19 protein-coding genes are annotated in these 22,288 nt (G+C 70.2%); 10 read left to right on the forward strand and 9 right to left on the reverse strand.

Translation table 11 applies throughout. The features are described 5' to 3' along the window. The first annotated feature begins 44 nt into the window (after positions 1–44). The 3 genes from K8940_RS20130 to K8940_RS20140 are packed head-to-tail and all read left to right on the forward strand — an operon-like array spanning position 45 to position 3,737. Positions 45–2,606, forward strand: a complete 2,562-nt coding sequence (locus tag K8940_RS20130; RefSeq protein ID WP_223391826.1) for a helicase-related protein — start codon at positions 45–47, stop codon at positions 2,604–2,606. Then, positions 2,603–2,890 (forward strand): RNA-binding S4 domain-containing protein, encoded by a 288-nt coding sequence (locus K8940_RS20135; RefSeq protein WP_223391827.1) that lies wholly within the window; start codon positions 2,603–2,605, stop codon positions 2,888–2,890. Before K8940_RS20130 ends, K8940_RS20135 begins: the two co-directional genes overlap by 4 nt. Positions 2,891–2,939: 49 nt before the next feature. After that, positions 2,940–3,737, forward strand: a complete 798-nt coding sequence (locus K8940_RS20140; RefSeq protein WP_223391828.1) for a hypothetical protein — start codon at positions 2,940–2,942, stop codon at positions 3,735–3,737. Here the strand turns inward: K8940_RS20140 and K8940_RS20145 are convergent. Both K8940_RS20145 and K8940_RS20150 read right to left on the reverse strand, forming a co-directional pair. Continuing rightward, positions 3,727–5,052, reverse strand: coding sequence for an ATP-binding protein (locus K8940_RS20145; RefSeq protein WP_223391829.1), 1,326 nt, complete (start codon positions 5,050–5,052; stop codon positions 3,727–3,729). The two genes, K8940_RS20140 and K8940_RS20145, sit on opposite strands and share 11 nt — an antisense overlap. A 42-nt stretch (positions 5,053–5,094) precedes the next feature. After that, a complete protein-coding gene (locus K8940_RS20150; protein ID WP_223391830.1) occupies positions 5,095–7,191 on the reverse strand; it encodes a putative bifunctional diguanylate cyclase/phosphodiesterase in 2,097 nt (698 codons plus the stop codon). 263 nt (positions 7,192–7,454) lie between these two features. Between K8940_RS20150 and fdxA the strand changes: the two genes are divergently transcribed. Then, positions 7,455–7,796 (forward strand): ferredoxin FdxA, encoded by a 342-nt coding sequence (gene fdxA, locus K8940_RS20155; protein WP_223391831.1) that lies wholly within the window; start codon positions 7,455–7,457, stop codon positions 7,794–7,796. A 353-nt stretch (positions 7,797–8,149) separates the two neighbouring features. Further along, positions 8,150–8,653, forward strand: a complete 504-nt coding sequence (locus K8940_RS20160; protein WP_047408402.1) for a CarD family transcriptional regulator — start codon at positions 8,150–8,152, stop codon at positions 8,651–8,653. Positions 8,654–8,675: 22 nt separating this feature from the next. On the opposite strand, the gene K8940_RS20165 is transcribed toward K8940_RS20160, so the two are convergent. Continuing rightward, a complete protein-coding gene (locus K8940_RS20165; protein WP_223391832.1) occupies positions 8,676–11,024 on the reverse strand; it encodes a PAS domain S-box protein in 2,349 nt (782 codons plus the stop codon). 208 nt (positions 11,025–11,232) lie between these two features. On the opposite strand from K8940_RS20165, the gene K8940_RS20170 reads away from it, so the two are divergent. Genes K8940_RS20170 through K8940_RS20180 form a run of 3 tightly spaced genes read left to right on the forward strand, consistent with a single transcriptional unit; the run spans position 11,233 to position 14,154 of the window. Then, positions 11,233–12,522 carry a DUF5690 family protein gene (locus tag K8940_RS20170; RefSeq protein WP_223391833.1) on the forward strand — a complete coding sequence of 430 codons (1,290 nt, stop codon included), beginning with the start codon at positions 11,233–11,235 and terminating at the stop codon, positions 12,520–12,522. Between the two features lies 1 nt (position 12,523). Then, a complete protein-coding gene (nhaA, locus tag K8940_RS20175; RefSeq protein WP_223391834.1) occupies positions 12,524–13,699 on the forward strand; it encodes a Na+/H+ antiporter NhaA in 1,176 nt (391 codons plus the stop codon). A 59-nt stretch (positions 13,700–13,758) separates the two neighbouring features. After that, the gene (locus K8940_RS20180) at positions 13,759–14,154 is read left to right on the forward strand and encodes a DUF6491 family protein (RefSeq protein ID WP_223391835.1); all 396 of its coding nucleotides are present in this window, start codon (positions 13,759–13,761) and stop codon (positions 14,152–14,154) included. A gap of 7 nt (positions 14,155–14,161) precedes the next feature. Here K8940_RS20180 and K8940_RS20185 read toward each other — a convergent pair whose 3' ends face one another. Beyond that, positions 14,162–15,067 (reverse strand): LysR substrate-binding domain-containing protein, encoded by a 906-nt coding sequence (locus K8940_RS20185; protein ID WP_223391836.1) that lies wholly within the window; start codon positions 15,065–15,067, stop codon positions 14,162–14,164. 249 nt (positions 15,068–15,316) lie between these two features. On the opposite strand from K8940_RS20185, the gene katG reads away from it, so the two are divergent. After that, entirely contained in the window at positions 15,317–17,506 is a 2,190-nt protein-coding gene (gene katG, locus K8940_RS20190) for a catalase/peroxidase HPI (RefSeq protein ID WP_223391837.1), read from the forward strand. A gap of 68 nt (positions 17,507–17,574) precedes the next feature. Beyond that, complete coding sequence (locus K8940_RS20195) at positions 17,575–18,003, forward strand: transcriptional repressor (RefSeq protein WP_223391838.1); 429 nt, start codon at positions 17,575–17,577, stop codon at positions 18,001–18,003. Here K8940_RS20195 and K8940_RS20200 read toward each other — a convergent pair. The 5 genes from K8940_RS20200 to K8940_RS20220 form a co-directional block, all read right to left on the reverse strand. Further along, positions 18,000–18,221, reverse strand: coding sequence for a hypothetical protein (locus tag K8940_RS20200; protein ID WP_223391839.1), 222 nt, complete (start codon positions 18,219–18,221; stop codon positions 18,000–18,002). The two genes, K8940_RS20195 and K8940_RS20200, sit on opposite strands and share 4 nt — an antisense overlap. Positions 18,222–18,237: 16 nt before the next feature. Beyond that, on the reverse strand, positions 18,238–19,512 hold the full coding sequence (locus K8940_RS20205) for a hypothetical protein (RefSeq protein WP_223391840.1): 1,275 nt from the start codon (positions 19,510–19,512) through the stop codon (positions 18,238–18,240). Positions 19,513–19,519: 7 nt separating this feature from the next. Next, entirely contained in the window at positions 19,520–19,732 is a 213-nt protein-coding gene (locus tag K8940_RS20210) for a hypothetical protein (RefSeq protein WP_223391841.1), read from the reverse strand. Positions 19,733–20,091: 359 nt separating this feature from the next. Then, entirely contained in the window at positions 20,092–21,846 is a 1,755-nt protein-coding gene (locus tag K8940_RS20215; RefSeq protein WP_223391842.1) for a tetratricopeptide repeat-containing protein, read from the reverse strand. Between the two features lie 11 nt (positions 21,847–21,857). Then, positions 21,858–22,265, reverse strand: coding sequence for a hypothetical protein (locus tag K8940_RS20220; RefSeq protein ID WP_223391843.1), 408 nt, complete (start codon positions 22,263–22,265; stop codon positions 21,858–21,860). Between the last annotated feature and the right edge of the window lie 23 nt (positions 22,266–22,288).

Raw genomic sequence — 22,288 nt, forward strand, 5'->3', positions numbered from 1 at the left:
GCCGCCGCCTTGCCTCCCCTCGATTCCCGCCCCACCTTGACTCCATGAGTGATCGTTCGACCGGCCTGGCGCCTTCGAAGCTGACCGCGGTCCTGGGGCCCACCAATACCGGCAAGACCCATCTGGCCGTCGAACGGATGCTGGGCCACGCCTCGGGGATGATCGGCCTGCCGCTGCGCCTGCTGGCGCGCGAGATCTACGACCGGATCGTCAAGCTGCGCGGCAAGGCCTCGGTGGCCCTGATCACCGGCGAGGAGAAGATCACCCCGCCGCGCGCGGCCTATTTCGTCTGCACGGTCGAGGCCATGCCGCTGGCCCGCGAAGTCGATTTCCTGGCCGTCGACGAGATCCAGCTGTGCGCCGATCCCGAGCGCGGGCACATCTTCACCCACCGCCTGCTGCACGCGCGCGGCAAGTTCGAGACCATGTTCCTGGGCGCGGGGACCATGGCCCCGCTGGTCCGCCGCCTGCTGCCGGACGCCGAGATCGTCGGGCGCGAGCGGTTCAGCAACCTGTCCTACGCCGGCTCCAAGAAGTTGACCCGTCTGCCGCGCCGGACGGCGATCGTCGCCTTCTCCACCGACGCGGTCTACGCCATCGCCGAGCTGATCCGCCGTCAAAGAGGGGGCGCGGCCGTGGTGATGGGGTCCTTAAGCCCCCGCACCCGCAACGCCCAGGTCGCCCTCTACCAGTCCGGTGAGGTCGACTTCCTGGTCGCCACCGACGCCATCGGCATGGGCCTGAACATGGACGTCGACCACGTGGCCTTCGCGGGCTTGCGCAAGTTCGACGGCAAGCGGACCCGTTGGCTCTATCCGCAGGAGGTCGGCCAGATCGCCGGCCGGGCGGGCCGCTACACCCGCGACGGCACCTTCGGCGTCACCGGCGACTGCGAGGAGATCGACGAGGACCTGGTCGAGGCCGTCGAGAACCATGCGTTCGAGCCGATCGTTGCGGCCGAGTGGCGCAACGCGCGGCTGGACTTCGGCTCGCTGCCGGGCCTGCTGCGCTCTCTGGCCGAGACACCCAAGCGCAATGGCCTGTCGCTGTCGCAAGAAGCCCTGGACGAACGGACCCTGCGGGCCCTGGCCAAGCAGGAGGACGTCGTCGCCCGCTGCAAGACCGACCGCTCGGCCCTGCTGCGGCTGTGGGACGTCTGCCAGACGCCGGACTTCCGCAAGACCACCGACGACGACCACCAGCGCATGGCGCGCACCCTGTTCGATGACCTGACCACCGGCCGCAAGCGCCTGCCCGAGGACTGGATCAACAGCCAGTACAAGGCGCTGGACCGCGTCGACGGTGAGATCGACAGCCTGGCCGCGCGGCTGTCGGGCGTGCGCACGCTCAGCTACATCGCCAATCGTCCCGACTGGGTGGCGAACCCTGCCCACTGGCAAGGCTTGACCCGCCAGTTGGAGGATCGGATCAGCGACACCCTGCACGAGAAGCTGATGGCCCGGTTCATTGACCGCCGCACCAGCGTGTTGATGAAGCAGCTGGGCGAACGCGAGACCCTCTATGCGGGGGTCGGCCAGGACGGCGAGGTGACAGTCGAGGGCCATGTGGTCGGCCATCTGGCGGGCGTGGCCTTCACCCCGGTCAAGGCGACCTCCGCGCTGGAGGAGAAGGCCTTGCGCAACGCCGCCCAGCGCGCGGTCGGGCCCGAGATCGCCCGCCGCCTGGGGGCCCTGGCCAGCGAGGCCGACGACGCCTTCACCCTGACGCCGGACGGCGCGATCCTGTGGCGCGGCGAGGCGGCCGGGGCCGTGCGCCGCGACCTGCCTCTGCTGTCGCCCCGCGCCCGCCTGCTGGGCGAGCTGGGCCCCGCCGCCGCGCGCGAGCGGGCCGAACGGCGGCTGGACGCCTTCCTGGCCGGCGAGGTCGATCGGCATCTGGCCCCGCTGCGCAAGCTGGAGCGGGCCCTGGGCGGCGGCGAGCTGCGCGGCCTGCCGCGCGGCGTCGCCCACCGCCTGCTGGAGGCCGGCGGGGTGCTGGACAAGGCGCCCGTCGATCCGGAACTCAAGGCCCTTAGCCAGGGCGAGCGCCGCACCCTGAAGAGCCTGGGCGTGCGGATCGGGGCGTTCAGCCTCTTCTGCCCCGGCGTGCTGCGGGCCGAGGCCATCGCCTGCGCCCGGGCCCTGAACCCGAGTGGCTGGCGTGGAGCGCTGACCACGCTGGAGCCCCTGCCCTCGCCCGCGCCATCGGCCCGCGAGCTCTCGGCCAGCGGCCTGCGGGCCGTGGCCGGCTTCACCATGCCCGTGGAGGCGCTGGAGACCCTGGACGCTCTGCTGCGCGCCGAGCAGCGACCGGGCGGGGTGGTGCTGACCGACGCGGCGCTGGAAAAGCTGGGCTGGACCGCCAGCCAGGCCTCCGCCGTGATGCGGGCCCTGGACTACACCCCCGCCATCCGCGCCAAGCCCGACCAGCCGATCGTCTGGAAGCGTCGCGGCGCGACCAAGCTGGAGCAGAAGCCGGTCAAGGCGCGTCCGGACTCGCCGTTCGCCGCCCTGGCCAAGCTGACCGAGCCGCCGCCGCCACGCCGAAAGAAGCCCCGCCGCCGCAAGCCAGCCGCTCAAGGGACTGGCCAGAAAGCCGCGTCATGACCGACACGCATGGCGAGGCGGTGCGCGCGGATGTCTGGCTATGGCGGGCGCGGTTCTTCAAGACCCGCTCTCTGGCGGCGAGGTTCGTCGACGAGGGCCGGATCCGCCTGACCCGGTCGGGAACCGAAAGCCGCATCGACAAGCCCTCGCGGACGGTGAAGCCCGGCGACGTGCTGCTGTTCGGCCTGGCCGGACGGTTGATTGCGGTGCGGGTCCTGGACTGCGGCGAGCGCCGCGGCCCCGCGCCCGAGGCGCGCGGGCTGTACGAAACCGTCGAAGGCTAGACGTCGCCACGTCATTCGCTACCTTAGGTGGAATTCTAAGGAGCAGCGGATGGCGTCGCGTTACTTGCTCGGCCTGTTGGGCCTTGCCCTGTTGTCGGCCCATCCGGCGCGCGCGGCCGAACCGCCGCCGCCCATCCGGGTCTTCGAGCTTCCCGACCTGCAGAAGATGGGCGTGGCGCTCTATCGCCAGGACCTCTCGGCCTGGCGCGCCACCGACGTCCTGCGCGCCAAGGTCCCGGACCTGGCCGCCGCCGGGGTGAAGGGCTGGATCGTCGAGGACGACGGCAAGGTCGCCAAGGTCCGGTTCCTCCGCGATATCGGCCAGGGCCTGGAGGCCGGCTACGACGTCGAGGTGACCAGCAAGGGCGCCGGACCGGTGGTCGAGCCGAGCGACCGTGGCCTAACGGACGAGGAGCGGACGATGTTCGCCGCCCGCCAGACGGCGATGGCCAATCTGCCGCCATCGCTGTGTCGCGCGGGCTACAACAGCGCCATCCTCAAGGATCCGGACGGCGAGGGCTGGCTGGTCTGGCTGCTGGCGCCCAGCCCCGCGGCGGGCGCGATCCCGGTCGGCGGCCACTATCGCTTCACGATCAGCGCCGACGGCAAGACGCTGGAACGCCGCGACGCGCTGTCGGCCAGCTGCCTGGTGATCCAGGCGCCGCAGCTGCCGCCCGGCGCCAAGCCGGAGGGGTTGTTCGTCAACCACATCGTCTCGCCGACCCCGGTCGAGACCCACGTGTTCCTCAGCCTGCTCTATCGCCAGCCGCTTTTCGTCGGCACGGGCAAGGACCAGATCTGGGTGGTCGGCCAGGGCCAGATCGCGCCGGTCCAGATCAAGCGCTAGGCGTCCCGACCGGCGGCCAGATCCGGGCGCTGACGCCGCCGCCGTCGCGGTTGCCGATCACCAGCTTGCCGCCGAACCGCTTGATCAGCCGCTCGGCGGTCGGGATGCCCAGGCCGAAGCCGCCGGTGTCGCGGGCCCGCGCGGCGTCGCCCCGGAAGAAGGGCTCGTAGATGCGGGCCATCGCCTCGTCGGTCAGGCCCGGCCCCTGGTCCAGCACCTCGATCAGCGGGCCGTCGGGACCGTCGGCCACCAGCCGGACCCTGGCCTGGCCGCCGAAGCGCACGGCGTTGTCGACGAGGCGGATCAGGGCCTGCTCCAGCGGGACGCGATGGGTGGCCACGGCCAGGGCCTTGCCGCCCTCGTAGCGGACGGCGTCGGGCCAGCGGGCGGTGACGCCCTGGATCAGCGACGGGAGGTCGACGGTCTCGGCGGTGCTGGCCGAGTGCTGGGCGCGCAGCCAGTCCGACAGCGAGCGCAGCATCGCGTCCAGCTCGCCGACATTGTCGGCGACCAGGGTCTTGATGTCCTCCGGCTCGATATAGTCCGCCGCCAGGGTCAGGCGGGCCAGCGGCGTGCGCAGGTCGTGGCTCAGCGCCTCCATGGCGCGGGCCTGGTCCTCGATCAGGCCCGAGATCCGGCGTTGCATGTCGTTGAAGGCCCGTCCCAGCTCGACCAGGTCGTTGGGCCCCTCGATCACGATCGGCGACGGCGGGGTCTCGCCGACATGGCGCGAGGCCTCGGTCAGGCGGCGCAGGGGCGCGCCCAGCTGGCGCAGGGCGTAGGCGCCCAGCGCCACGCAGGCCAGGGAGAACACCAGGGTCGTGGCCACCGCGCGCAGGGCGATCGGCCAGGGGCGGGGGAAGTTGCGCGACCGGAAGGTCAGCCACCGCCCGTCCTTCAGCCCCATGACCCCGACCAGGTCGCGGCCCTCGGGCCGGCTTTCCGACCACAGGCGCAGCGGTCGTTCGGCCAGGCCCGGCTCCCAGCGCCGGAGATATTCGGCGATGGCGTTGGCCTCGGCCGTCCCGGCCCGCGTGGCCGGCGGTCCCTCGGGCGGTAGGGCCACGACCTCGGCCTCCAGATAATGCGAGGTCATCACCTTGTCGAAATCGGCCTGCGCCAGCCCCGCCACGCGCTCGCCGACGACGAGCAGCTCGGCGATCCGGCGGGCCTGGTCCTCGCGCAGGGTCTGGCGGTCGATGGCGCTGTAGAAGGCGACGCTGGCCGTCAGCTGCATCAGGACGATGGCCACCACCACCAGGATGGACCGCCCCACCAGGCCGCGGGACCACCCGACCACTCTGCGCATCGTCATCGTCATGCCCAGAGGCTACACGACGCGCGGCGCCGGAGGCCACTAAGGGCGAGCGCTACTCCCGAATCCCTTCAGGAACCCGGCCACGGCGTCCGCCGGCATGGGTCGGCCGAAGTGGTAGCCCTGGATCTGGTCGCAGCCGTAGCGGGCCAGGGCGGCCAGCTGCTCGGCGTCCTCGACGCCCTCGGCGACGACCTTCATGCCCATCGACGTGCCCAGGGTGATGACGGCCTTCACGATGGCCTCGTCCTCGGCGTTCTGGACGAAGGACTTGTCGATCTTCAGCCGATCGATCGGGAACTGGCGCAGGTTGGCCAGGCTGGCGTAGCCGGTGCCGAAGTCGTCCAGGGCGATCATCACCCCGGCCTCGTGCAGGCGGCGGACGGTCTCGCTGACCAGGTCCGAGCCCCAGCCCATATAGACATTCTCGGTGACCTCGATGGTCAGCCGCTCGCACGGCACGTTCCAGCGGGCCAGGCGCTCCTGGATCTCCTCGGCCAGGCGTCCCGAGCGGAACTGGGCCGAGCTGATATTGACCGCCACGCGGCCGAACTCGACGCCCTGGTCCAGCCATTGCCGCATCTGCTTCAGCGCCGCCTCGAAGGCGACGTCGCCCAGCTTCAGCGACAGGTCCTGGTCCTCGAAGGCCGGCATGAAGCGGGTCGGGGTCAGCACGCCCTGCTCGGGATGGATCCAGCGCATCAGGGCCTCGAAGCCGGCGACCCTGTGCTCGCGGATGTCGACGACCGGCTGGTAGAACAGGGTGAACTCGTTCTCGGCCAGGGCCGCGCGGACGTCGCGCAGCAGCTCCAGCCTCCGCTCGACCTCGGACCGCATCGACGGCTCGAACACGATGCTGCGGTTCCGGCCCGCCTCCTTCGCCCGGTAGAGGGCGATGTCGGCGTTCTTGATCATGTGGGCCGGATCGGCGTCGGGATCGCCGTGCAGGGCCGCCCCGATGCTGGCGCTGGCCGTGAAGCTGCGGCCGCCGTGCTCGATGGGCCGGCGCAGCAACTCCTGCAGCTTCTCGATCGGCCGGGTCATGTCGGCCTCGCCGCGCAGGCCGCGCAGGATCACCGCGAACTCGTCGCCGCCCAGGCGCGCCACGGTGTCGTTGCTGCGGAACGCGTGCTGCAGCATGCCGGCCAGGCGCTTGAGCAGGGCGTCGCCGGCGTCGTGGCCCAGGGTGTCGTTGATGTCCTTGAAGTGATCGACGTCGATCATGATCAGGCCGAACACCTCGCCCAGGGTCTCGGACGCCGTCACCGCCTCCTGGAAGCGGTGCTGGAACAGGGCGCGGTTGGGCAGGCCCGTCAGCGGGTCCTTGAAGGCCAGGGTCTCGATCGCCTCGGTCTGGCGGCGGCGGTCGGTGATGTCCTTGAACAGGTTGACCAGCTTCTCGGGCTTGCCGTCGGCGCCGACGAACACCTTGCCGACCGAGCGGACCCAGGTCTCGACATCGTCGTCGCGGTTCAGCCTGAACTCGAAGACCCGGGCCTCGCCGATCTTGCGGGTGGCCACGGCGTCGGCGCAGCGCTGGCGGTCGTCGGGATGGACGATCTCCAGCGGATCCTTGTCGAACACGCAATATCGCTGGAGCTCGGGCGCAGTGCCCGAGAAATAGATCTCGCCGGTGCGCAGGTCGTATTCGCGGACCAGCAGGTCGTCGAGTTCCAGCGCCATCTTCAGGCGCTGCTGGTCGCGCTCGGCGCGCAGCACGCTCTCGGCATAGCCGGTGACGTCGCGGGCGGTGATCATCACCGCATAGGGCTCGTCGCCGTCCAGGCAGGCGCTGAACTCGGTGCGCCAGACGCGCTGGACGCCGTCGTCGCCGAGGGTCGGCAGGTAGCGCGAGAAGGCGATCCCCGCCTCGGCGCAGGTCAGCAGCACGCCGGCGTCCTCGGAGGCCACCAGGCCGCCGGCCCCGGCGTCGTCGCCGATCGAAAGAGATGCGGCGATGCCCTGGAGCGCCCATTCGCGGCTGACGGCCACCAGGGTCAGGTCCCGGTCCAGAAGGGCGGCGGCGAAGGGAATTTCACGGACGAATTCACCGAACGCCCGCGCGCGCGCCTTCGCCAAGGCGCGCGTGGCGAGGTCGGCTTCCACGCCGGACGGGACAGCCAGGGCGTCAATCTTCATAATGTCGGCATTCCGACCTTGTTTTTATTGGGGCTTTCCAGGCCGGCATAATCACGTTCGTTCGATAAGAAAGGGTTGGCGTCCAGACGGCGGGTTGTCGCGCGACATAGCCGCGCGATCCGCCAAGCGATCGCAGAAAGCCGCCGCTGCAGGCCCCCGTCTTGAGATTTCCTGAACGCTTAGGGGAGCAAGCCGCATTGACAAGCGGCGCTGGGACTTCGAAAACGCGCCCGCCGACACCCGTCCGACCATTCGAGTTCTCGATGACCTACATCGTCACCGACGCCTGCGTCCGCTGCAAGTTCATGGACTGTGTGGAGGTGTGCCCGGTCGATTGCTTCTACGAAGGCGAGAACTTCCTCGTCATCAATCCCGACGAATGCATCGACTGCGGCGTCTGCGAGCCGGAATGCCCGGTCGACGCCATCAAGCCGGACACCGAGGACGAGGCCGACGGCAAGTGGCTGCGCGTCAACGCCGACTACGCCAAGGTCTGGCCGAACATCACGGTCAAGGGCGAGCCGCCCGCCGATCGCGAGGACTTCGAGCGCGAGACGGGCAAGTTCGAGAAGTATTTCAGCGAAAAGCCCGGCAAGGGATCCTGATCCCCACCCCGATTTCTGAAGGTTGAACCCCCGCCAAACCGCGAAAGCTTGGCGGCGCGATCCCGCATGTCGGGACGCAACCCTTTCATCGGGCTGAATTTTATGCTATTGTCTCTGACGACGTGACGGTTGCGGCTTCTCGCGACCGGTCCGTCTTGTCGAAGAAGCCGTTTCGAGAAACCAATTTGAACCGGCTCGCCCGATCGAAGGCGAAGGGTGTCTTAGAGATCTATTCCAAATCCTGACAGGCTTGGCCCCGCACCCAGTATTCCGCGGAGCGGGACCCTGTCGCTTTTGGTTTGGGACGGAACACGGCGTTCGGATCCGATGGGTCCGCATTGATGAGGACGAACATGAGCAAGAGCGGTCTGGAATTCTCGGTCAGCGATCACGTCGTTTACCCCGCGCACGGCGTTGGCACCATTCAGGCGGTCGAGACCCAGGAAGTGGCCGGTATGTCGCTCGAAGTCTACGTCATCACCTTCGACCATGAAAAAATGACGCTTCGCGTCCCGACCAAGAAGGCCAAGACGGCCGGCCTGCGCCCGCTGGCGGAAGGCAATGTCGTCAATCAGGCCCTGACCACGCTGAAGGGCCGCGCCCGCGTGAAGCGCACCATGTGGTCGCGTCGCGCCCAGGAATACGAAGCCAAGATCAACTCGGGCGACCTGATCTCGATCGCCGAGGTGGTCCGCGACCTGCACCGCGCCGAGAACCAGCCAGAACAGTCCTATTCGGAACGCCAGCTGTATGAATCGGCCCTGGACCGCATGGCCCGCGAAGTCGCCGCCATCGAGCGCATCGACCGCGAAGCCGCCATCGGCATCCTGACCAAGTCGCTGGTCAAGGCCGCTTAAACGGCCCCTTCCGAATTCGGAACTACGAAGACGCCCCCCGCTCAGCGAGGGGCGTTTTTGTTTGGGCGGGCTCGGCGTCGCGGGCCGCGCCCGCCACCGCTTCGATCAGCTTGGCGGCCGTGACCGGCTTGCGGACCATGCCGTCGAAGAGGTCGGAGGCCTGGAAGTCCATGTCGGCCGAGAAGGCCAGGATCGGGACGTTCTGGTTCGGCCCCGGCTCGGCGCGGATGGCGCGCGTGGCGTCGACGCCGTCCATGCCCGGCATGCGGATATCCATCAGGATCAGCTCGAAGACCTCGCGACGGGCGGCCGCCACGGCTTCGCGACCGTCCCTGGCCTCGACGATCTCGGCGTCGAACACGCCCAGGATGGCCCGGGTCATCTCGCGGTTCAGGGCGTTGTCGTCGGCCAGCAGGATGCGGCCGCCGGCGCGCACCGGTTCGAAGACCGTCTCGGTGTCTGCCGCCTCCGGGTCGCGCGTGGGAACGGTGGCCGGGATCGCGAACCAGAAGCTGCTGCCCTCTCCGGGCCGGCTGCTGACGCCGATCCGACCGCCCATGGCGTCGACCAGCCCCTTGCTGATGACCAGTCCAAGGCCCGTGCCGCCGCGCGAGCGCGAGCGTGAGGCCTCGACCTGCGAGAACCGCTTGAACAGTTGTTCCTGGTGCGTCGCGTCTATGCCCACGCCCGTGTCGCGCACGGCCACGAACAGCTCCTCGAAGTCGCCGCGCCAGGCGACCTCGACCGTCACCGAGCCGACGTCGGTGTAGCGGATCGCGTTGCCGATCAGGTTGATCAGCACCTGGCGAACGCGGTCGGGGTCGATGGTCAGGACGCGCGGCGGCGGGTCGATCATGCGTAACCGCAGCTCCAGGCCCTTCTCGACGGCGCCCAGGGCGAACATCTTGATCGTGTCCTCGACCAGGGGCGTGAACGCGCACGGCGCCAGGTGAGGCTCGACCTGACCACTCTCCAGCTTGGAAAGCTCCAGCACGTCGTTGATCACCGACAGCAGGGCCTTGCCGGCCGTCGAGATGCGCTGGACATAGTCGCGCGCCTTGTCGGGCAGGTCCTCCAGCCCCTCGACCAGGGCGGCGAAGCCGATCACCGCCGTCAGCGGGGTGCGCAGCTCGTGACTCATATTGGCCAGGAAGGCCGAACGGGCCTCCAGCGCCGCCTCGGCGCGGGCATGCTCGGCCGCCAGGTCGTCCTGGACCTGCTTCCAGTCTGTGATGTCGCGCAGCACCCCGTGGAGCCGCCCGGCCGTCATGTCGGCGACGGGTCGCCCCTGCAGCCAGACCCAGCGGCCGTCCGCGTGGCGGGCGCGGGCCTCCAGGATCGGCGGAACGCCGGTGGGATCGGCGATCAGGGCGCCGAAGCCGCGGACCAGTCCCGGAAGATCGTCGGGATGGGTCAGATGCGCCGCCTTCTGGCCGATCAGCTCGGTCTCGCCATAGCCCAGCACCTTCTCGACCGCGGCGCTGATGAAGATGATGCGCCCCTTGCGATCCACCTCGATCACGATGTCCCGCGTCGCCGTGGACAGGTCGCGGAACCGCGACTCGGTCTGGGCCAGGGCCTCGCGCGCCCGAACCAGATCGCTCACGTCGATCAGGGTGCCGAACATCACGGCCGGCGCCCCCTGGGCGTCGAGATCGAACTCGAAGCTCCCGAGCAGGTGACGGATCTCGCCGTCCGGGCGGACGATCCGGTCGATGCGGTTGCGCGACGGCGTTCCCGCGCGCAGATGGCCGGCGATCTCGGCGCGCACGCGGGCGCGGTCCTCGGGCGCGAAATGGCGCAGGATTTCGGCCAAGGAGAGCCGCGCGTCCCGAGGCAGTCCGTAGATGTCCAGGAACTTCGGCGACAGGCTCACCGCATTGGTGCGCAGGTCCACGCGCCAGAACGCGACGTCCGCGATCTGCTCGGCCAGCAGCGCGCGTCTCTGCGTCTCGCGGGCCTCCTCCTCCAGGCGCACCCGCGCGTCGATGTCGCGGGTCACGGCGACGATCTCCTGGGGCGAGCCGGCCTCGTCACGGACGAGACGCAGGTGCGCCTCGACCCAGACCAGGCGGCCATCCTTGGCGCGCGCGCGGTATTCGATGCTCTGCTCGGCCGCCCCCGCGAGCATGCCGTCCAGGGCCGCGCGCACCCGCGTCGCGTCCTGGGGATCGAGCAGCTCCCACGAGACCCGTCCGATCAGGTCCTGCGCCTTCCAGCCCAGGACGCGTTCGATCGCCGGCGAGACATAGTCGATCTCGCCCGTCAGACGGTGCCGGCTGATGACGTCGCCCGCCTGTTCCGCCAGGAGTCGGAACAGCGCCTCGCTGGCCCGCAGGGCGTCGATATCCTGGTCGAAGGGCGTGATCATCGATCCGGAAGATCAACGCCAAACCTCAACAACTCCATTATATTCTGAACTTGCGACAAACCGTCGCGCCTATGCTGACCTCGCGACCTTCCCGACCTGAAGGTTGCTCAATCTCACCTTGCCCGAGCAAGACGCCTGCGGCTTCGATTCACATTTCCCGCGAAGCGGGCTAGCTGAAGATCCCTGGCGAGACGAAGTGGACGACAGCATGACCCCAACGGCCGATGCGACTGTCCGCGAAGGCCCGGTGACCCGCTTCCTGGCCTCGGCTCCGCCCTGGCTGTTCGCGCTGTATGGCGGCCTGTCCTCGTTCGCGGTCTATTTCGCCATGTTCGGCTATCGCAAGCCGTTCACCGCCGCGGCCTTCGCCCATCCCGACGGCTGGCCGTTCGCCTTCGACTTCAAGATCGCCCTCGTCATCGCCCAGGTGGCCGGCTACGCGACGGCCAAGTTCATCGGGGTCAAGGTGATCTCCGAGATGCGGGCCGGCCGGCGGGCCATGGCCATCCTGATCCTGATCTTCGGGGCCGAGATGGCGCTGCTGCTGTTCGGCGTGCTGCCCACGGCGCTCGGGCCGATCGCCCTGTATCTGAACGGTCTGTGCCTGGGCATGATCTGGGGCCTGGTCTTCGGCTTCCTGGAAGGCCGGCGCCTGACCGAGGTGCTGGGGGCCATGCTGTGCGCCAGCTTCATCCTGTCGTCGGGCGTGGCCAAGTCGGTCGGCAAGATGCTGCTGCTGGCGAACGTCGACGAGCGCTGGATGCCCGCGATATCGGGCCTGGTGTTCGCGCCGCTGATGCTGGTCGCCGTCGTCGCCCTCTCGCAGCTGCCGCCGCCCAGCGCCGCCGACGAGGCCGAGCGCGTGCGCCGCGCGCCGATGAACCGCCAGGACCGCATCGCCCTGTTCGCCGCCCACGCCCCGGCCCTGGTCCTGCTGATCGCGGTCTATGTGATGCTGACGGCGCTGCGCGACTTCCGCGACAACTTCTCGGCCGAGATCTGGGCCGAACTGGGCTTCAAGAACGCCGCCTCGATCTTCACCCTGTCGGAACTGCCGGTGGCGGCCATCGTGCTGGTCGGCCTGGCCGCCCTGATGGGGGTCAAGGACAACCGCCGGGCCGTGGCGTTCAACCTCGGCTTCGTGGCTCTGGGCTTTGCTCTGCTGGGCGCCTCGACCCTGGCCTTCCAGCTGCACGTGCTGCCGCCGGTCTGGTGGATGATCCTGGCCGGAGCGGGGCTCTACATGGGCTACACCCCGTTCAACGCCATGCTGTTCGACCGGATGATCGCCGCCACCGGCAAGATCGGCACCGCCGGCTTCCTGATCTATGTCGCCGACTCGTTCGGCTATATCGGCAGCATCTCGCTGCTGCTGGTGAAGTCGTTCGCCAAGCTCGACATCGCGTGGGGCCAGTTCCTGGCGATCGGGGCCTATGTGGCCTGCGGTCTGGGCCTGGTTGGCCTGGCCTTCGCCAATCGCTTCCTGAGGACGCTCTGAGATGGCGCTGAAGGCGATCAGCCTGCGCGCCCGCCGCGCCCTCGCCGACTTCCTGCGCAACGAGGCGGCGGGCGGTTATGTGCTGATGGCGGCGGCGGCCCTGGCCCTGATCGTCGCCAATTCGCCCCTGGCCGAGACCTATGTCCACGCCCTGCACACGCCGATCGGACCGATGGGCGCCCAGCACTGGATCAATGACGGGCTGATGGCCCTGTTCTTCCTGCTGGTGGGACTGGAGATCAAGCGCGAGGTGCTGGACGGCCAGCTGTCGCGCCCCGCCGACGTGCTGCTGCCCGGCGCCGCGGCCCTGGGCGGCGTGGCCCTGCCGGCCGTGATCTATCTGGCCTTCAACGCGGGACATCCCGACAGCGTCGCCGGCTGGGCGATACCCTCGGCCACCGACATCGCCTTCGCCCTGGGGGTGCTGGCCCTGCTCGGGCCGCGCGTCCCGACGGGCCTGAAGGTGTTCCTGACCGCCATCGCCATCATGGACGACCTGGCGGCCATCGTGATCATCGCCCTGTTCTACACCGCCCAGCTGCACCTGCTGGCCCTGGCCGGCGCGGGCGTCGTGCTGCTGGCCCTGGTCGCCCTGAACCGGCTGAAGGTCCTGAGCCTCTGGCCCTATCTGCTGCTGGGCGCGGTCCTGTGGGTCCTGGTGCTGAAGTCGGGGATCCACGCCACCCTGGCCGGCGTCGCCCTGGCCCTGACCATCCCGCTGCGCGAGGGCGGCCACTCGCCCCTGCACCGGCTGGAGCACGCCCTGCACGGACCCGTCGCCTTCGGGGTGACGCCGCTGTTCGGCTTCGCCAACGCCGGCCTGTCCTTCGCCGGCGTCGGGCTGTCGGCCCTGCTGGCGCCCGCGCCGCTGGGCGTGGCCCTGGGCCTGTTCCTGGGCAAGCAACTGGGCGTGTTCGCCGTCGCCTTCGGTCTGATCAAGCTGGGCTGGGCGCGCCTGCCGCGCGGGGCCTCCTTCGCCCAGCTCTACGGCGTGGCGGTTCTGTGCGGCGTCGGCTTCACCATGAGCCTCTTCATCGGCGCCCTGGCCTTCAAGGACCCGCGCCTGATCGACCAGACCAAGATCGGGGTGCTGGCCGGGTCGCTGGCCTCGGCCCTGGTCGGGATGGCGATCCTGCGGCTGGCGCGGCCCTCGACGCTTGAAACATTCGAGCCTTGAGCCGGTCACGCTTCGGCGCGAGGATGTATTCCGGCGGGCGCCATTTGGAGTGTTTGATCATGCGTGTCCTGATCGGTTCCGTCGCGCTGGGCGCGATGCTGCTCGCCGGCCCCGTCCTGGCGTCGGAAGCCAGCAAGCAAGCGAAGATGCCCCCGGCCCAGCGCTCCTGCTTCCGCGCCGGCGACGTCAGCGGCTTCAACGTGGTCGACGACAAGACGGTGGACGTCTCGATCAATTCCAAGACCGTCTATCGCCTGACCCTGTTCTCGCGCTCGCCCGACATCGACTGGACCCAGCGCATCGGCATCAAGGCGCGCGGCAGCTCGTGGATCTGTCAGGGCCTGGACGCCGAGATCATCGTGCCGGGCTCGATCGGCCCGACGACCTATCCGGTCACCGAGGTCCGCAAGCTGACGCCGGAAGAGATCGCCTCCAAGAAGACCAAGAAGAAGTAGCCGCGCGCTAGACGGCCCCAGCCGCCGCGCCCTCGGCGAAACCGCGCAGCCGGTCGGCGATGACGTCGCCGACCGCGCCGACCACCGGCATGCGTGGGAAGTGCGCGCGCCAGACGATCCGCACCGTGCGCCCCGCTCGCGCCGCCAGCGGCCGCAGGACGATGCCGGCGTCCTCGGCCGCTCCCGCCGCCAGGCCTGGGATCAGGGTCGTGCCGTAGCCGGCGGCGACCATGTTCAGCAGGGTCGGCAGGCTGGCCGCGCGCAGGGATCCGCCGCCGCCCGCGTCCGAGCCGCACGCCTCGATCGCCTGGTCGCGCAGGCAGTGCCCGTCCGACAGCACCAGGATGTCCGGCGCCAGGTCCGCCTCGGCGATCACCGGACGCTGGGCCAGCGGATGCTCGGGTGGCAGGGCGGCCAGGAATGGCTCGGCGAACAGCGGCCGGCTCAGAAGGTCCGCGCCGGGAACGTCGGTGGCCAGCAGGGCCGCGTCCAGCTCGTGGGCGCGCAGGCGCTCCAGCAGCGGCTCGGTCTGGTCCTCCCACGGCTCCAGCTCCAGGGCCGGCAGGGCCTGGCGCAGCGGCGCGAAGACCAGCGGCAGCAGATAGGGCGCGAGAGTCGGGATGATCCCCAGCCGGAACCGGCCGGCCAGCGGATCGCGCAGGGCCCGGGCGGTCGACAGCAGGGTCTCGGCCGAGACCACCGCCGCGCGGGCGTGGTCGATCAGTTGCAGGCAGGCGCTGGTCGGGGCGGCGGTCTTGCTGCTGCGTTCGAACAGCACCACGCCCATCAGGTCTTCCAGCTTGCGGATCTGCACCGACAGGGTCGGCTGGCTGACGCCGCAGGCCTTGGCCGCCCGGCCGAAATGCTCGTGCTCGGCCAGGGCCAACAGATAGCGGAGGTCGCGCAGATTCATCGGGTCGGCCGCTCCAGGCTCATAGCTTCAGCCTATCACAGCCATTACAGGTTGCCGCTTCTATTTATCGTCAAGTTGGGCGAACACTTCGCGCAGGCAATCCGACCAGAGAGGGCCGCCCGGGAAGAAGCGTCAGGATCTCCATCCTCCGCCAGCCACGACGCGCCCGTCGCTCGACGGCGCACGCCCGTGCGCGGCCAGCCAACACCCAAGACGCATCAACGAAGTCAGAACCGGAGAAAAGAACAGATGGACGGAAGCGAACTGATCGAACCGACCAGCAAGTGCCCGCTGCGGCATGGCGTCCGGTTCCACACCAGCTTCGGGGGGCGCTCGAACCGCGACTGGTGGCCCAACCAGCTGAACCTCAAGATCCTGCACCAGCAGTCGGCGCTGTCGAACCCGATGCCCAAGGGCTTCCGCTACGCCGACGCGGTCAAGACGCTGGATATCGAGGCCCTGCGGCGGGACATCATCGCCCTGCTGACCGACAGCCAGGACTGGTGGCCGGCCGACTACGGCCACTACGGCCCGCTGTTCGTGCGCATGGCCTGGCACAGCGCCGGCACCTACCGCACTGGCGACGGTCGCGGCGGCGCGGGGGCGGGCCAGCAGCGCTACGCGCCGCTGAACAGCTGGCCGGACAACGGCAACCTGGACAAGGCCCGCCGTCTGCTGTGGCCGATCAAGAAGAAGTACGGCGCGGCGATCAGCTGGGCCGACCTGATGATCTTCGCCGCCGACGTCGGCATGGAGCACATGGGCTTCAGGACGTTCGGATTCGCCTTCGGCCGCGAGGACGTCTGGGAGCCCGAGGAGGACGTCCACTGGGGCGCCGAGGACACCTGGCTGGGCGACGCCCGCTACACCGGCGACCGCGAGCTGGATAAGCCCCTGGCCGCCGTGCAGATGGGCCTGATCTACGTCAATCCCGAAGGTCCGAACGGCAAGCCCGACCCGCTGGCCGCCGCCCGCGACATCCGCGAGACGTTCGCGCGCATGGCCATGAACGACGAGGAGACGGTGGCCCTGATCGCCGGCGGCCACACCTTCGGCAAGGCGCACGGCGCGGGCGACGCGGCCCAGGTCGGCCTCGAGCCGGAAGCCGCCGGCCTGTCGCAGATGGGCCTGGGCTGGAAGAACAGCTTCGGCAGCGGCGTCGGCGTCCATGCCATCACCAGCGGCCTGGAAGGCGCCTGGACGCCCAATCCGATCGCCTGGGACAACGGCTTCTTCGACACCCTGTACGGCCACGAGTGGGAGCTGACCAAGAGCCCCGCCGGCGCCTTCCAGTGGACGCCGAAGGATCCAAGCGCCGGCCCGCGGGCGCCCGACGCGCACGATCCCTCGAAGACGCACCCGCCGATGATGCTGACCACGGACCTGGCCTTGCGGCTGGATCCGAACTACGGCCCGATCTCCAAGCGCTTCCACGAGAACCCGGACCAGTTCCAGGACGCCTTCGCCCGCGCCTGGTTCAAGCTGACCCACCGCGACATGGGCCCCAAGGCCCGTTACCTGGGCCCGCTGGTCCCGATCGAAGAGCTGCTGTGGCAGGACCCCCTGCCCGACGCGACCCATCCGCCGATCGGCGCGGCCGACATCGCGGCGCTGAAGGCCAAGGTGCTGGCCTCGGGCCTGACCGTCCCGCAGCTGGTCGCCACCGCCTGGGCCTCGGCCTCGACCTTCCGGGGCTCGGACAAGCGCGGCGGCGCTAACGGCGCGCGCATCCGCCTGGCCCCGCAGAAGGACTGGGCGGTCAACCAGCCCGACCAGTTGGCGAACGTGCTTGCCAGGCTGGAGGAAATCCGCGCCGGCTTCGACAAGCCCGTCTCGCTGGCCGACCTGATCGTGCTGGCCGGCTCGGCGGCGGTCGAGAAGGCCGCCAAGGACGCCGGCTTCGACGTCGAGGTCCCGTTCACGCCTGGCCGGGTCGACGCCAGCCAGGACCAGACCGACATCGCCTCGTTCGCGGTGCTGGAGCCCAGGGCCGACGGGTTCAGGAACTACCTGGAGGCCGGCTCGCCGCTGACGGCCGAAGAGCTGCTGGTCGACCGCGCCCAGCTCTTGACCCTGACCGCGCCCGAGATGACGGCCCTGGTCGGCGGCCTGCGGGCGCTGGACGCCAACACCGGCCGGTCCCGCCACGGGGTGCTGACCCAGCGTCCCGGCGCGCTGACGAACGACGTCTTCGTCAACCTGCTGGACATGGGCGTGGTCTGGACCGCCACCTCGGAGGACGAGGCCGAGTTCGTGGGCCGCGACCGCGAGACCGGCGCGCCGAAATGGACCGCCACCCGGGTCGACCTGGTGTTCGGCTCCAACTCGCAGCTGCGCGCCCTGGCCGAGGTCTATGCCGAGTCCGACATCACCTTCGTCGCCGCCTTCGTGGCGGCCTGGACCAAGGTGATGAACGCGGACCGGTTCGATCTGGCGTAGAAGACTTCGAGGACCAGGGCGCGGCGGCCTCAACGACCGCGCCCGGTCCGACTTCCAGGGAGGACGCCATGCCCCACACGGTCGACGCCGTGTTCCAGGAAGAGTTGCGCCGCGCCGGGCTGTCCGGCCGGGGCGCGCCGGCGCACCTGCTGGCGCTGCTGCGGGAGTCGCCGGAGACCCACCTGTCCCTGCCCGAGATCGCCGAGCTGGCGGCCGAGGCCGGGCTGGCGGTGACGGCCGGCGACCTGGCCCGGCATCTGGAAGCTCTGGCCGAGCACGGCCTGATCGGCCGGCTGCCGACCACGACCAGCGAGCTGGTCTACGACACCGTGCCCGAGCCGCACTCGCACATCGTCTATGAGGACAGCGCCCAGGTCGTCGACCTGCACGTCTCGGCCGAGACCCTGCTGCTGATGGTCCAGGACGCCCTGGCCCAGCATCCGGAGGGGGTGGACGTCATCCTGCGCTTCCGCCGGCCGGGACCCTTGTCCAGCTAGCCGATCGGCAGGGCGGGATCGGCGCGATCGGCCGTCCTCGTCGCGGGGCCATGACGCCGCGCGGCCTCGACCAGCATCCGGTCGCGATCGTCGGCCGTGCGTCCGCCGGCCGCCAGCAGCCGCACGCCCAGCAAGAAGCCCGCCGCCACGGCGGCGACCTTCAGGGCCGCCGCCAGGGGCGAACCCGCCAGAAGACTCGAAAGGATCGCATCCAGCATGGTCGGCGCCTCCCGCTCAGTCGACCAGGTCGGTCGAGGCGACGCGCGCCTCGGCGGCCAGGCGACGCCAGCCGTCCAGGACGTCCACCACCGAACCCGTGGCGACGAAGGGCTGGTTGCGTTCGGCGCAGCGCAGGACCTGTCCCGCGCCGGTGCGCAGATCGTCGGCGATGGCCATCCAGTCGTCCTGCAGCCGCGCCAGCCCGCCCACTTCCAGCCCATGGTCCGCGGCCGGGGCGACGACGTCGTGGAAGATCAGTTCCTGACGCGAACGCAGCGGCGGCTCGAATGACCAGCGCTGGGTCGCGCCGCCGCGCTTGAGCATGGTCACCACCGGCGCGCCGTGCCGCCAGCCGCCGTCGCCCGGGCACTCCAGGGCCAGGGTCTGGTAGCTGACGTTCTGCAGGTAGAGGTCGGACGACACCGAGACCAGGAAGCGGGCGGCGTCGGCCGGGATCTGGTCGCGGCGCGCCACGCGCGGCCGGGGCCCGCGATCGGCGAAGGTGAAGGGGGGCGGCGTCCGGGTCAGCGGGATCAGGTCCTCGTCCTGATCGACCACCAGCACCAGGTCGGGATCCGCCGCGCTGACCAGGACATAGGCCTCGCCGCTGGGCTCCAGCATCCAGGACTGGCGCTTGTCGAAGGTCGCCATGTCGCTGGCGCAGGCCAGGCCCGCGTCGTCATAGGCCAGGCAGACGCCCGGAACATGGGGCAGCACCACGCGGACGGGGGGATTGCGCTCGCGGCCGGCGAAAACCGCGCCCAGTCGCGCGGCGGCCCGGGCCAGGGGCGCGATCGTCCCGCCCAGCGCGGCGGCGCGGCGCGCGCGCTCCTCGGCGGCTCGGCTCAGGGCGTCCAGGATCGCCTGGCTGGCCCGGGCCTCTTCCAGCGACGGCGCGCGGGTCTTCAACGGCGCCAGCAGGGCCGCCAGGCGGCGGTAGAGTTCGGGAGCCACGTCACGGGCGTAGCTGACGATGTCCTCGGCCAGGTTGCGGGCGTCGCCGCGCACGGCGGGATCCCACGCCTCGGCGGCGGTCGTGAAGTCGACCCAGGCGTTCAGCAGCGACGGGTCGGAAAACCAGGTGACCCGCGCGATGTCGGCGGCGGGCGCGGCGCGGCGGCGCCCCTCGGCCACCATTAGGCGCAGGCGGCGCCAGGCCTCGGTCTCCAGCGCGGGCAACGGCTCGGGCGACACGACGGCCAGCCGGGGCAGCGCCTCGGCGCCACCCCCATAGCTCCTGGCCGGCGCCGGACCGGCGCCGCGCTCGGCGAAGAGACGGAGGCTGCGCACCGCCACGTTAGAAGCGGCCGTCCCGGATCGTCTTCGCGGCGTGGTGGAACACGCCGTCGATGAAGGCCGGCACGTCGGCCTCGGACACGCCCTGCTCGCGCGCCCAGACCTTGAGGACATGGCGCAGCAGGCGGGCGGCGGCGTCGTCGATGGGCGGCGCGGCGTTGAGGACGGCGTTGGCGGCGTCGGAAGAAGAGGAGGAGGACTTGTCGAGAAGCATGTCGGGCTCCCATGGGCATGGCGGGTCGCGCGCGGACGTCGCCGCGATCCCGGAGAATGGCGTTTCGAAAAGTAGGACCCGGCCGGCGGGTGGCCGGGTCCTTAGTCGGTTCACGCGGCCGGCGGCGGGCGCGGACAGAGGGCGGTGTCGGTCATGCGAGCCTCCCAGTGACGAGGGCCTACAGAGACGTTCAGCCGCCCGGACCTGGCTCGTCGCGGTCGACAGCTAGACCGTGAAGAAAAACCGCCATTTCCGATGTGCGAATCTGCACACCGGATGCGGATCGCGTATCGACGGTCCGCGAAACCCGCCTAAGAGGCAATCGATTGCCGCCTCGCCTTGAGGCTGCGCGACGTCCGCTAAGGCGCTCGGGTCAGGCTGAAGATGGGGGTCGCCGGGAAGCCCTTGCGCCCCTGGGTGCGGCCGACATAGCCGCAGGCGACGCTGTCGCCGTGGAAGGTGGCCAGGGCCCCGGCCAGGGCCTCGCTGACCCCGGCCGACCCCGGCGCGACGTCGGGCTCGAGGCGAGCGGCGACGACGACGTGGGCGCCGATCACCGCCGGCGCGTGGGTCAGGGGATGGGTGCGCAGGTGCACGGGGCCGTAGTGGCCGGCGATGCGCACGCCCAGGCTCCGGGGCAGGCCCAGGGACTTCAGGTCCAGCGCCTTGTGCGCCTCCAGCAGGGCCAGGGCCGCCAGGGCCGCGTCGATCGGCTGGTCGAAGACCAGGAACAGACCGTCGCCCCAGGTCTCGACGTGGGTCGGCCGCGCGGCCAGCCCCTCGACCGCCTTGGCCATTCGGCCCATCACGATCTCGATGAAGGCGGGGATCTGGTCGTCGCGCAGCGCGCCGAAGCCCTGGACGTCGGCAAACAGCATCGCCTTCATGGCGCGTCGGACCGGCTCGCCCGGCCGCGCGGGCGGCTGGCGAGGCGGCGGGACCCGGTCGATCGGGACCACCGCGCGCCGCCGGCCGCTTCGCGCCCAATAGGCCAGGTCGTACGAGACCCCGGCCGGCCCGCCGGTCTCGTGGCCGTCCCAGACCGCCAGTTGGATCGCCTCGGTCGACAGGGTCTGGGCCCGAAGCACCGCGCAGCCCATGGCGACCTGGCTGGAATAGGCGAACACCTGCTCGTCGCCGCGATAGGGATCCTGCGAGGCGTGGCGGAGGGTGGCGGCGCGCGCCATGCAGCGCTCGAAACGCTCGAGCCATTCGACGCCGAACGGCGCGACCGAGATCTCGACGAACGAGGCGCGGCTGACCGGCAGCACCACGTGCAGCTCGGCCCCCGCCGCCAGCAGGGCCTCGGCGAAGACGATGTCGGCCCCGGCGGCCAGGCTGCCGTAGCCGAAGCCGACGCCCTGGTCCTTCAGCAGTTGGTCGATCTGGCGGCGCAGGGCGCAGTCGGGGCGCGCGCCGTCGTCGGCGGGACCCAGGATATGGCCGGTGAAATGGGCGCAGACCGGCGGGCGGAACGGCGCCAGCCAGGCCGGGTCGACGCCCGTCTCTCGGCACAGCATGTCCAGCTGGCGCAGAGTCGAGGCGTGGGCGGCATAGGCGTCCGGCGCGTGGGCCAGGGCGGACGCCATCGTCCGGCGGGCGCCGTCGAGATCGCCAGTCAGGAACCGCGCTTCCGCCCGGCTGGCGGCTTCGTAGTAGGCGGCCTGTCCGGTCAGGCCCGGCGGCGGCGGGATCTCCAGGGCGGCGGCGGCGCGGGCCCGGGCCCCGGCCGGATCGCCCGCCACCAGGGTCATGGTCGCGGCGTTGATGGCGCCGTAAAGGCCGCCGAATTGCTGGAACAGCCGCTCGTAGCGGCGGATCGAGGCCTTGGCGAAGGCGGCGCGGCGCGGGCCTCGGGCGGACAGGGCCACGTCCTTCAGCAGGCGCGCGCCCAGGGCGACGGCGTCGCTGTCGTCCTCGGCCCGGTCCAACCCCAGCCGGACGTACTCGGCGCGCGCGAAGTCGACGGCGCCCGAGCGGGCCAGGCAGAGCACGGCGGCGTAGGCCGCCTCGCGCGAGGTCTCACCCGCCTCCAACGCGGCGCGGGCGAGATCGTAGGCCGCGAGGATCTCGCCGCGCTGGATCAGCGCGGCGATCTCGTCCTCGTCGAACAAGGCGTCCCCGATCAGGGAACGCGACCCGCGCCGTTCGAGATGTCAGGATCCAGGTCGACCTTCTGACCGTGGTTGTCCTGCATGTAGAGGCTGTAGGTGTACTCGCCCATGCGCTGGTCCTCGTAGATGACCTTGAAGCGCGAACGCACATCAGGATCGCCGCCATCGATCGAATACGGCACCCAGACGAAGCTGGAGAAGTTGATCCCGTAGTCGCGATGGAACTTGACCGGTCGGCTTTGGAAGGTCCAGCCAGCATTGATCAGTTGATCGCTGAGCGTGAAGACCAGTTCGCAGCGTTCGCTCAAATCCAGGGACAGACGCGTGGGCCGGTCCGGATGCAGGAAGTTCATGAAGTTGAAGTTGCTGTCCAAGCCGATAACCAGCTCGACAACTTTAGAGGGTGTAGGTTCCGTCATTTCAGTGCCTCCCAACTGAAGAT

The organism is Caulobacter segnis (assembly GCF_019931575.1).
Classification (GTDB): Bacteria; Pseudomonadota; Alphaproteobacteria; order Caulobacterales; family Caulobacteraceae; genus Caulobacter; species Caulobacter segnis_C.

What these genes read in the sequence shown, in the direction of transcription:
- K8940_RS20130 (WP_223391826.1), top strand. Translation starts at nt 45, where the DNA reads ATGAGTGATCGTTCGACCGGCCTGGCGCCTTCGAAGCTGACCGCGGTC.
- K8940_RS20135 (WP_223391827.1), top strand. Translation starts at nt 2,603, where the DNA reads ATGACCGACACGCATGGCGAGGCGGTGCGCGCGGATGTCTGGCTATGG.
- K8940_RS20140 (WP_223391828.1), top strand. Translation starts at nt 2,940, where the DNA reads ATGGCGTCGCGTTACTTGCTCGGCCTGTTGGGCCTTGCCCTGTTGTCG.
- K8940_RS20145 (WP_223391829.1), bottom strand. Translation starts at nt 5,052, where the DNA reads ATGACGATGCGCAGAGTGGTCGGGTGGTCCCGCGGCCTGGTGGGGCGG.
- K8940_RS20150 (WP_223391830.1), bottom strand. Translation starts at nt 7,191, where the DNA reads ATGAAGATTGACGCCCTGGCTGTCCCGTCCGGCGTGGAAGCCGACCTC.
- fdxA (WP_223391831.1), top strand. Translation starts at nt 7,455, where the DNA reads ATGACCTACATCGTCACCGACGCCTGCGTCCGCTGCAAGTTCATGGAC.
- K8940_RS20160 (WP_047408402.1), top strand. Translation starts at nt 8,150, where the DNA reads ATGAGCAAGAGCGGTCTGGAATTCTCGGTCAGCGATCACGTCGTTTAC.
- K8940_RS20165 (WP_223391832.1), bottom strand. Translation starts at nt 11,024, where the DNA reads ATGATCACGCCCTTCGACCAGGATATCGACGCCCTGCGGGCCAGCGAG.
- K8940_RS20170 (WP_223391833.1), top strand. Translation starts at nt 11,233, where the DNA reads ATGACCCCAACGGCCGATGCGACTGTCCGCGAAGGCCCGGTGACCCGC.
- nhaA (WP_223391834.1), top strand. Translation starts at nt 12,524, where the DNA reads ATGGCGCTGAAGGCGATCAGCCTGCGCGCCCGCCGCGCCCTCGCCGAC.
- K8940_RS20180 (WP_223391835.1), top strand. Translation starts at nt 13,759, where the DNA reads ATGCGTGTCCTGATCGGTTCCGTCGCGCTGGGCGCGATGCTGCTCGCC.
- K8940_RS20185 (WP_223391836.1), bottom strand. Translation starts at nt 15,067, where the DNA reads ATGAATCTGCGCGACCTCCGCTATCTGTTGGCCCTGGCCGAGCACGAG.
- katG (WP_223391837.1), top strand. Translation starts at nt 15,317, where the DNA reads ATGGACGGAAGCGAACTGATCGAACCGACCAGCAAGTGCCCGCTGCGG.
- K8940_RS20195 (WP_223391838.1), top strand. Translation starts at nt 17,575, where the DNA reads ATGCCCCACACGGTCGACGCCGTGTTCCAGGAAGAGTTGCGCCGCGCC.
- K8940_RS20200 (WP_223391839.1), bottom strand. Translation starts at nt 18,221, where the DNA reads ATGCTGGATGCGATCCTTTCGAGTCTTCTGGCGGGTTCGCCCCTGGCG.
- K8940_RS20210 (WP_223391841.1), bottom strand. Translation starts at nt 19,732, where the DNA reads ATGCTTCTCGACAAGTCCTCCTCCTCTTCTTCCGACGCCGCCAACGCC.
- K8940_RS20220 (WP_223391843.1), bottom strand. Translation starts at nt 22,265, where the DNA reads ATGACGGAACCTACACCCTCTAAAGTTGTCGAGCTGGTTATCGGCTTG.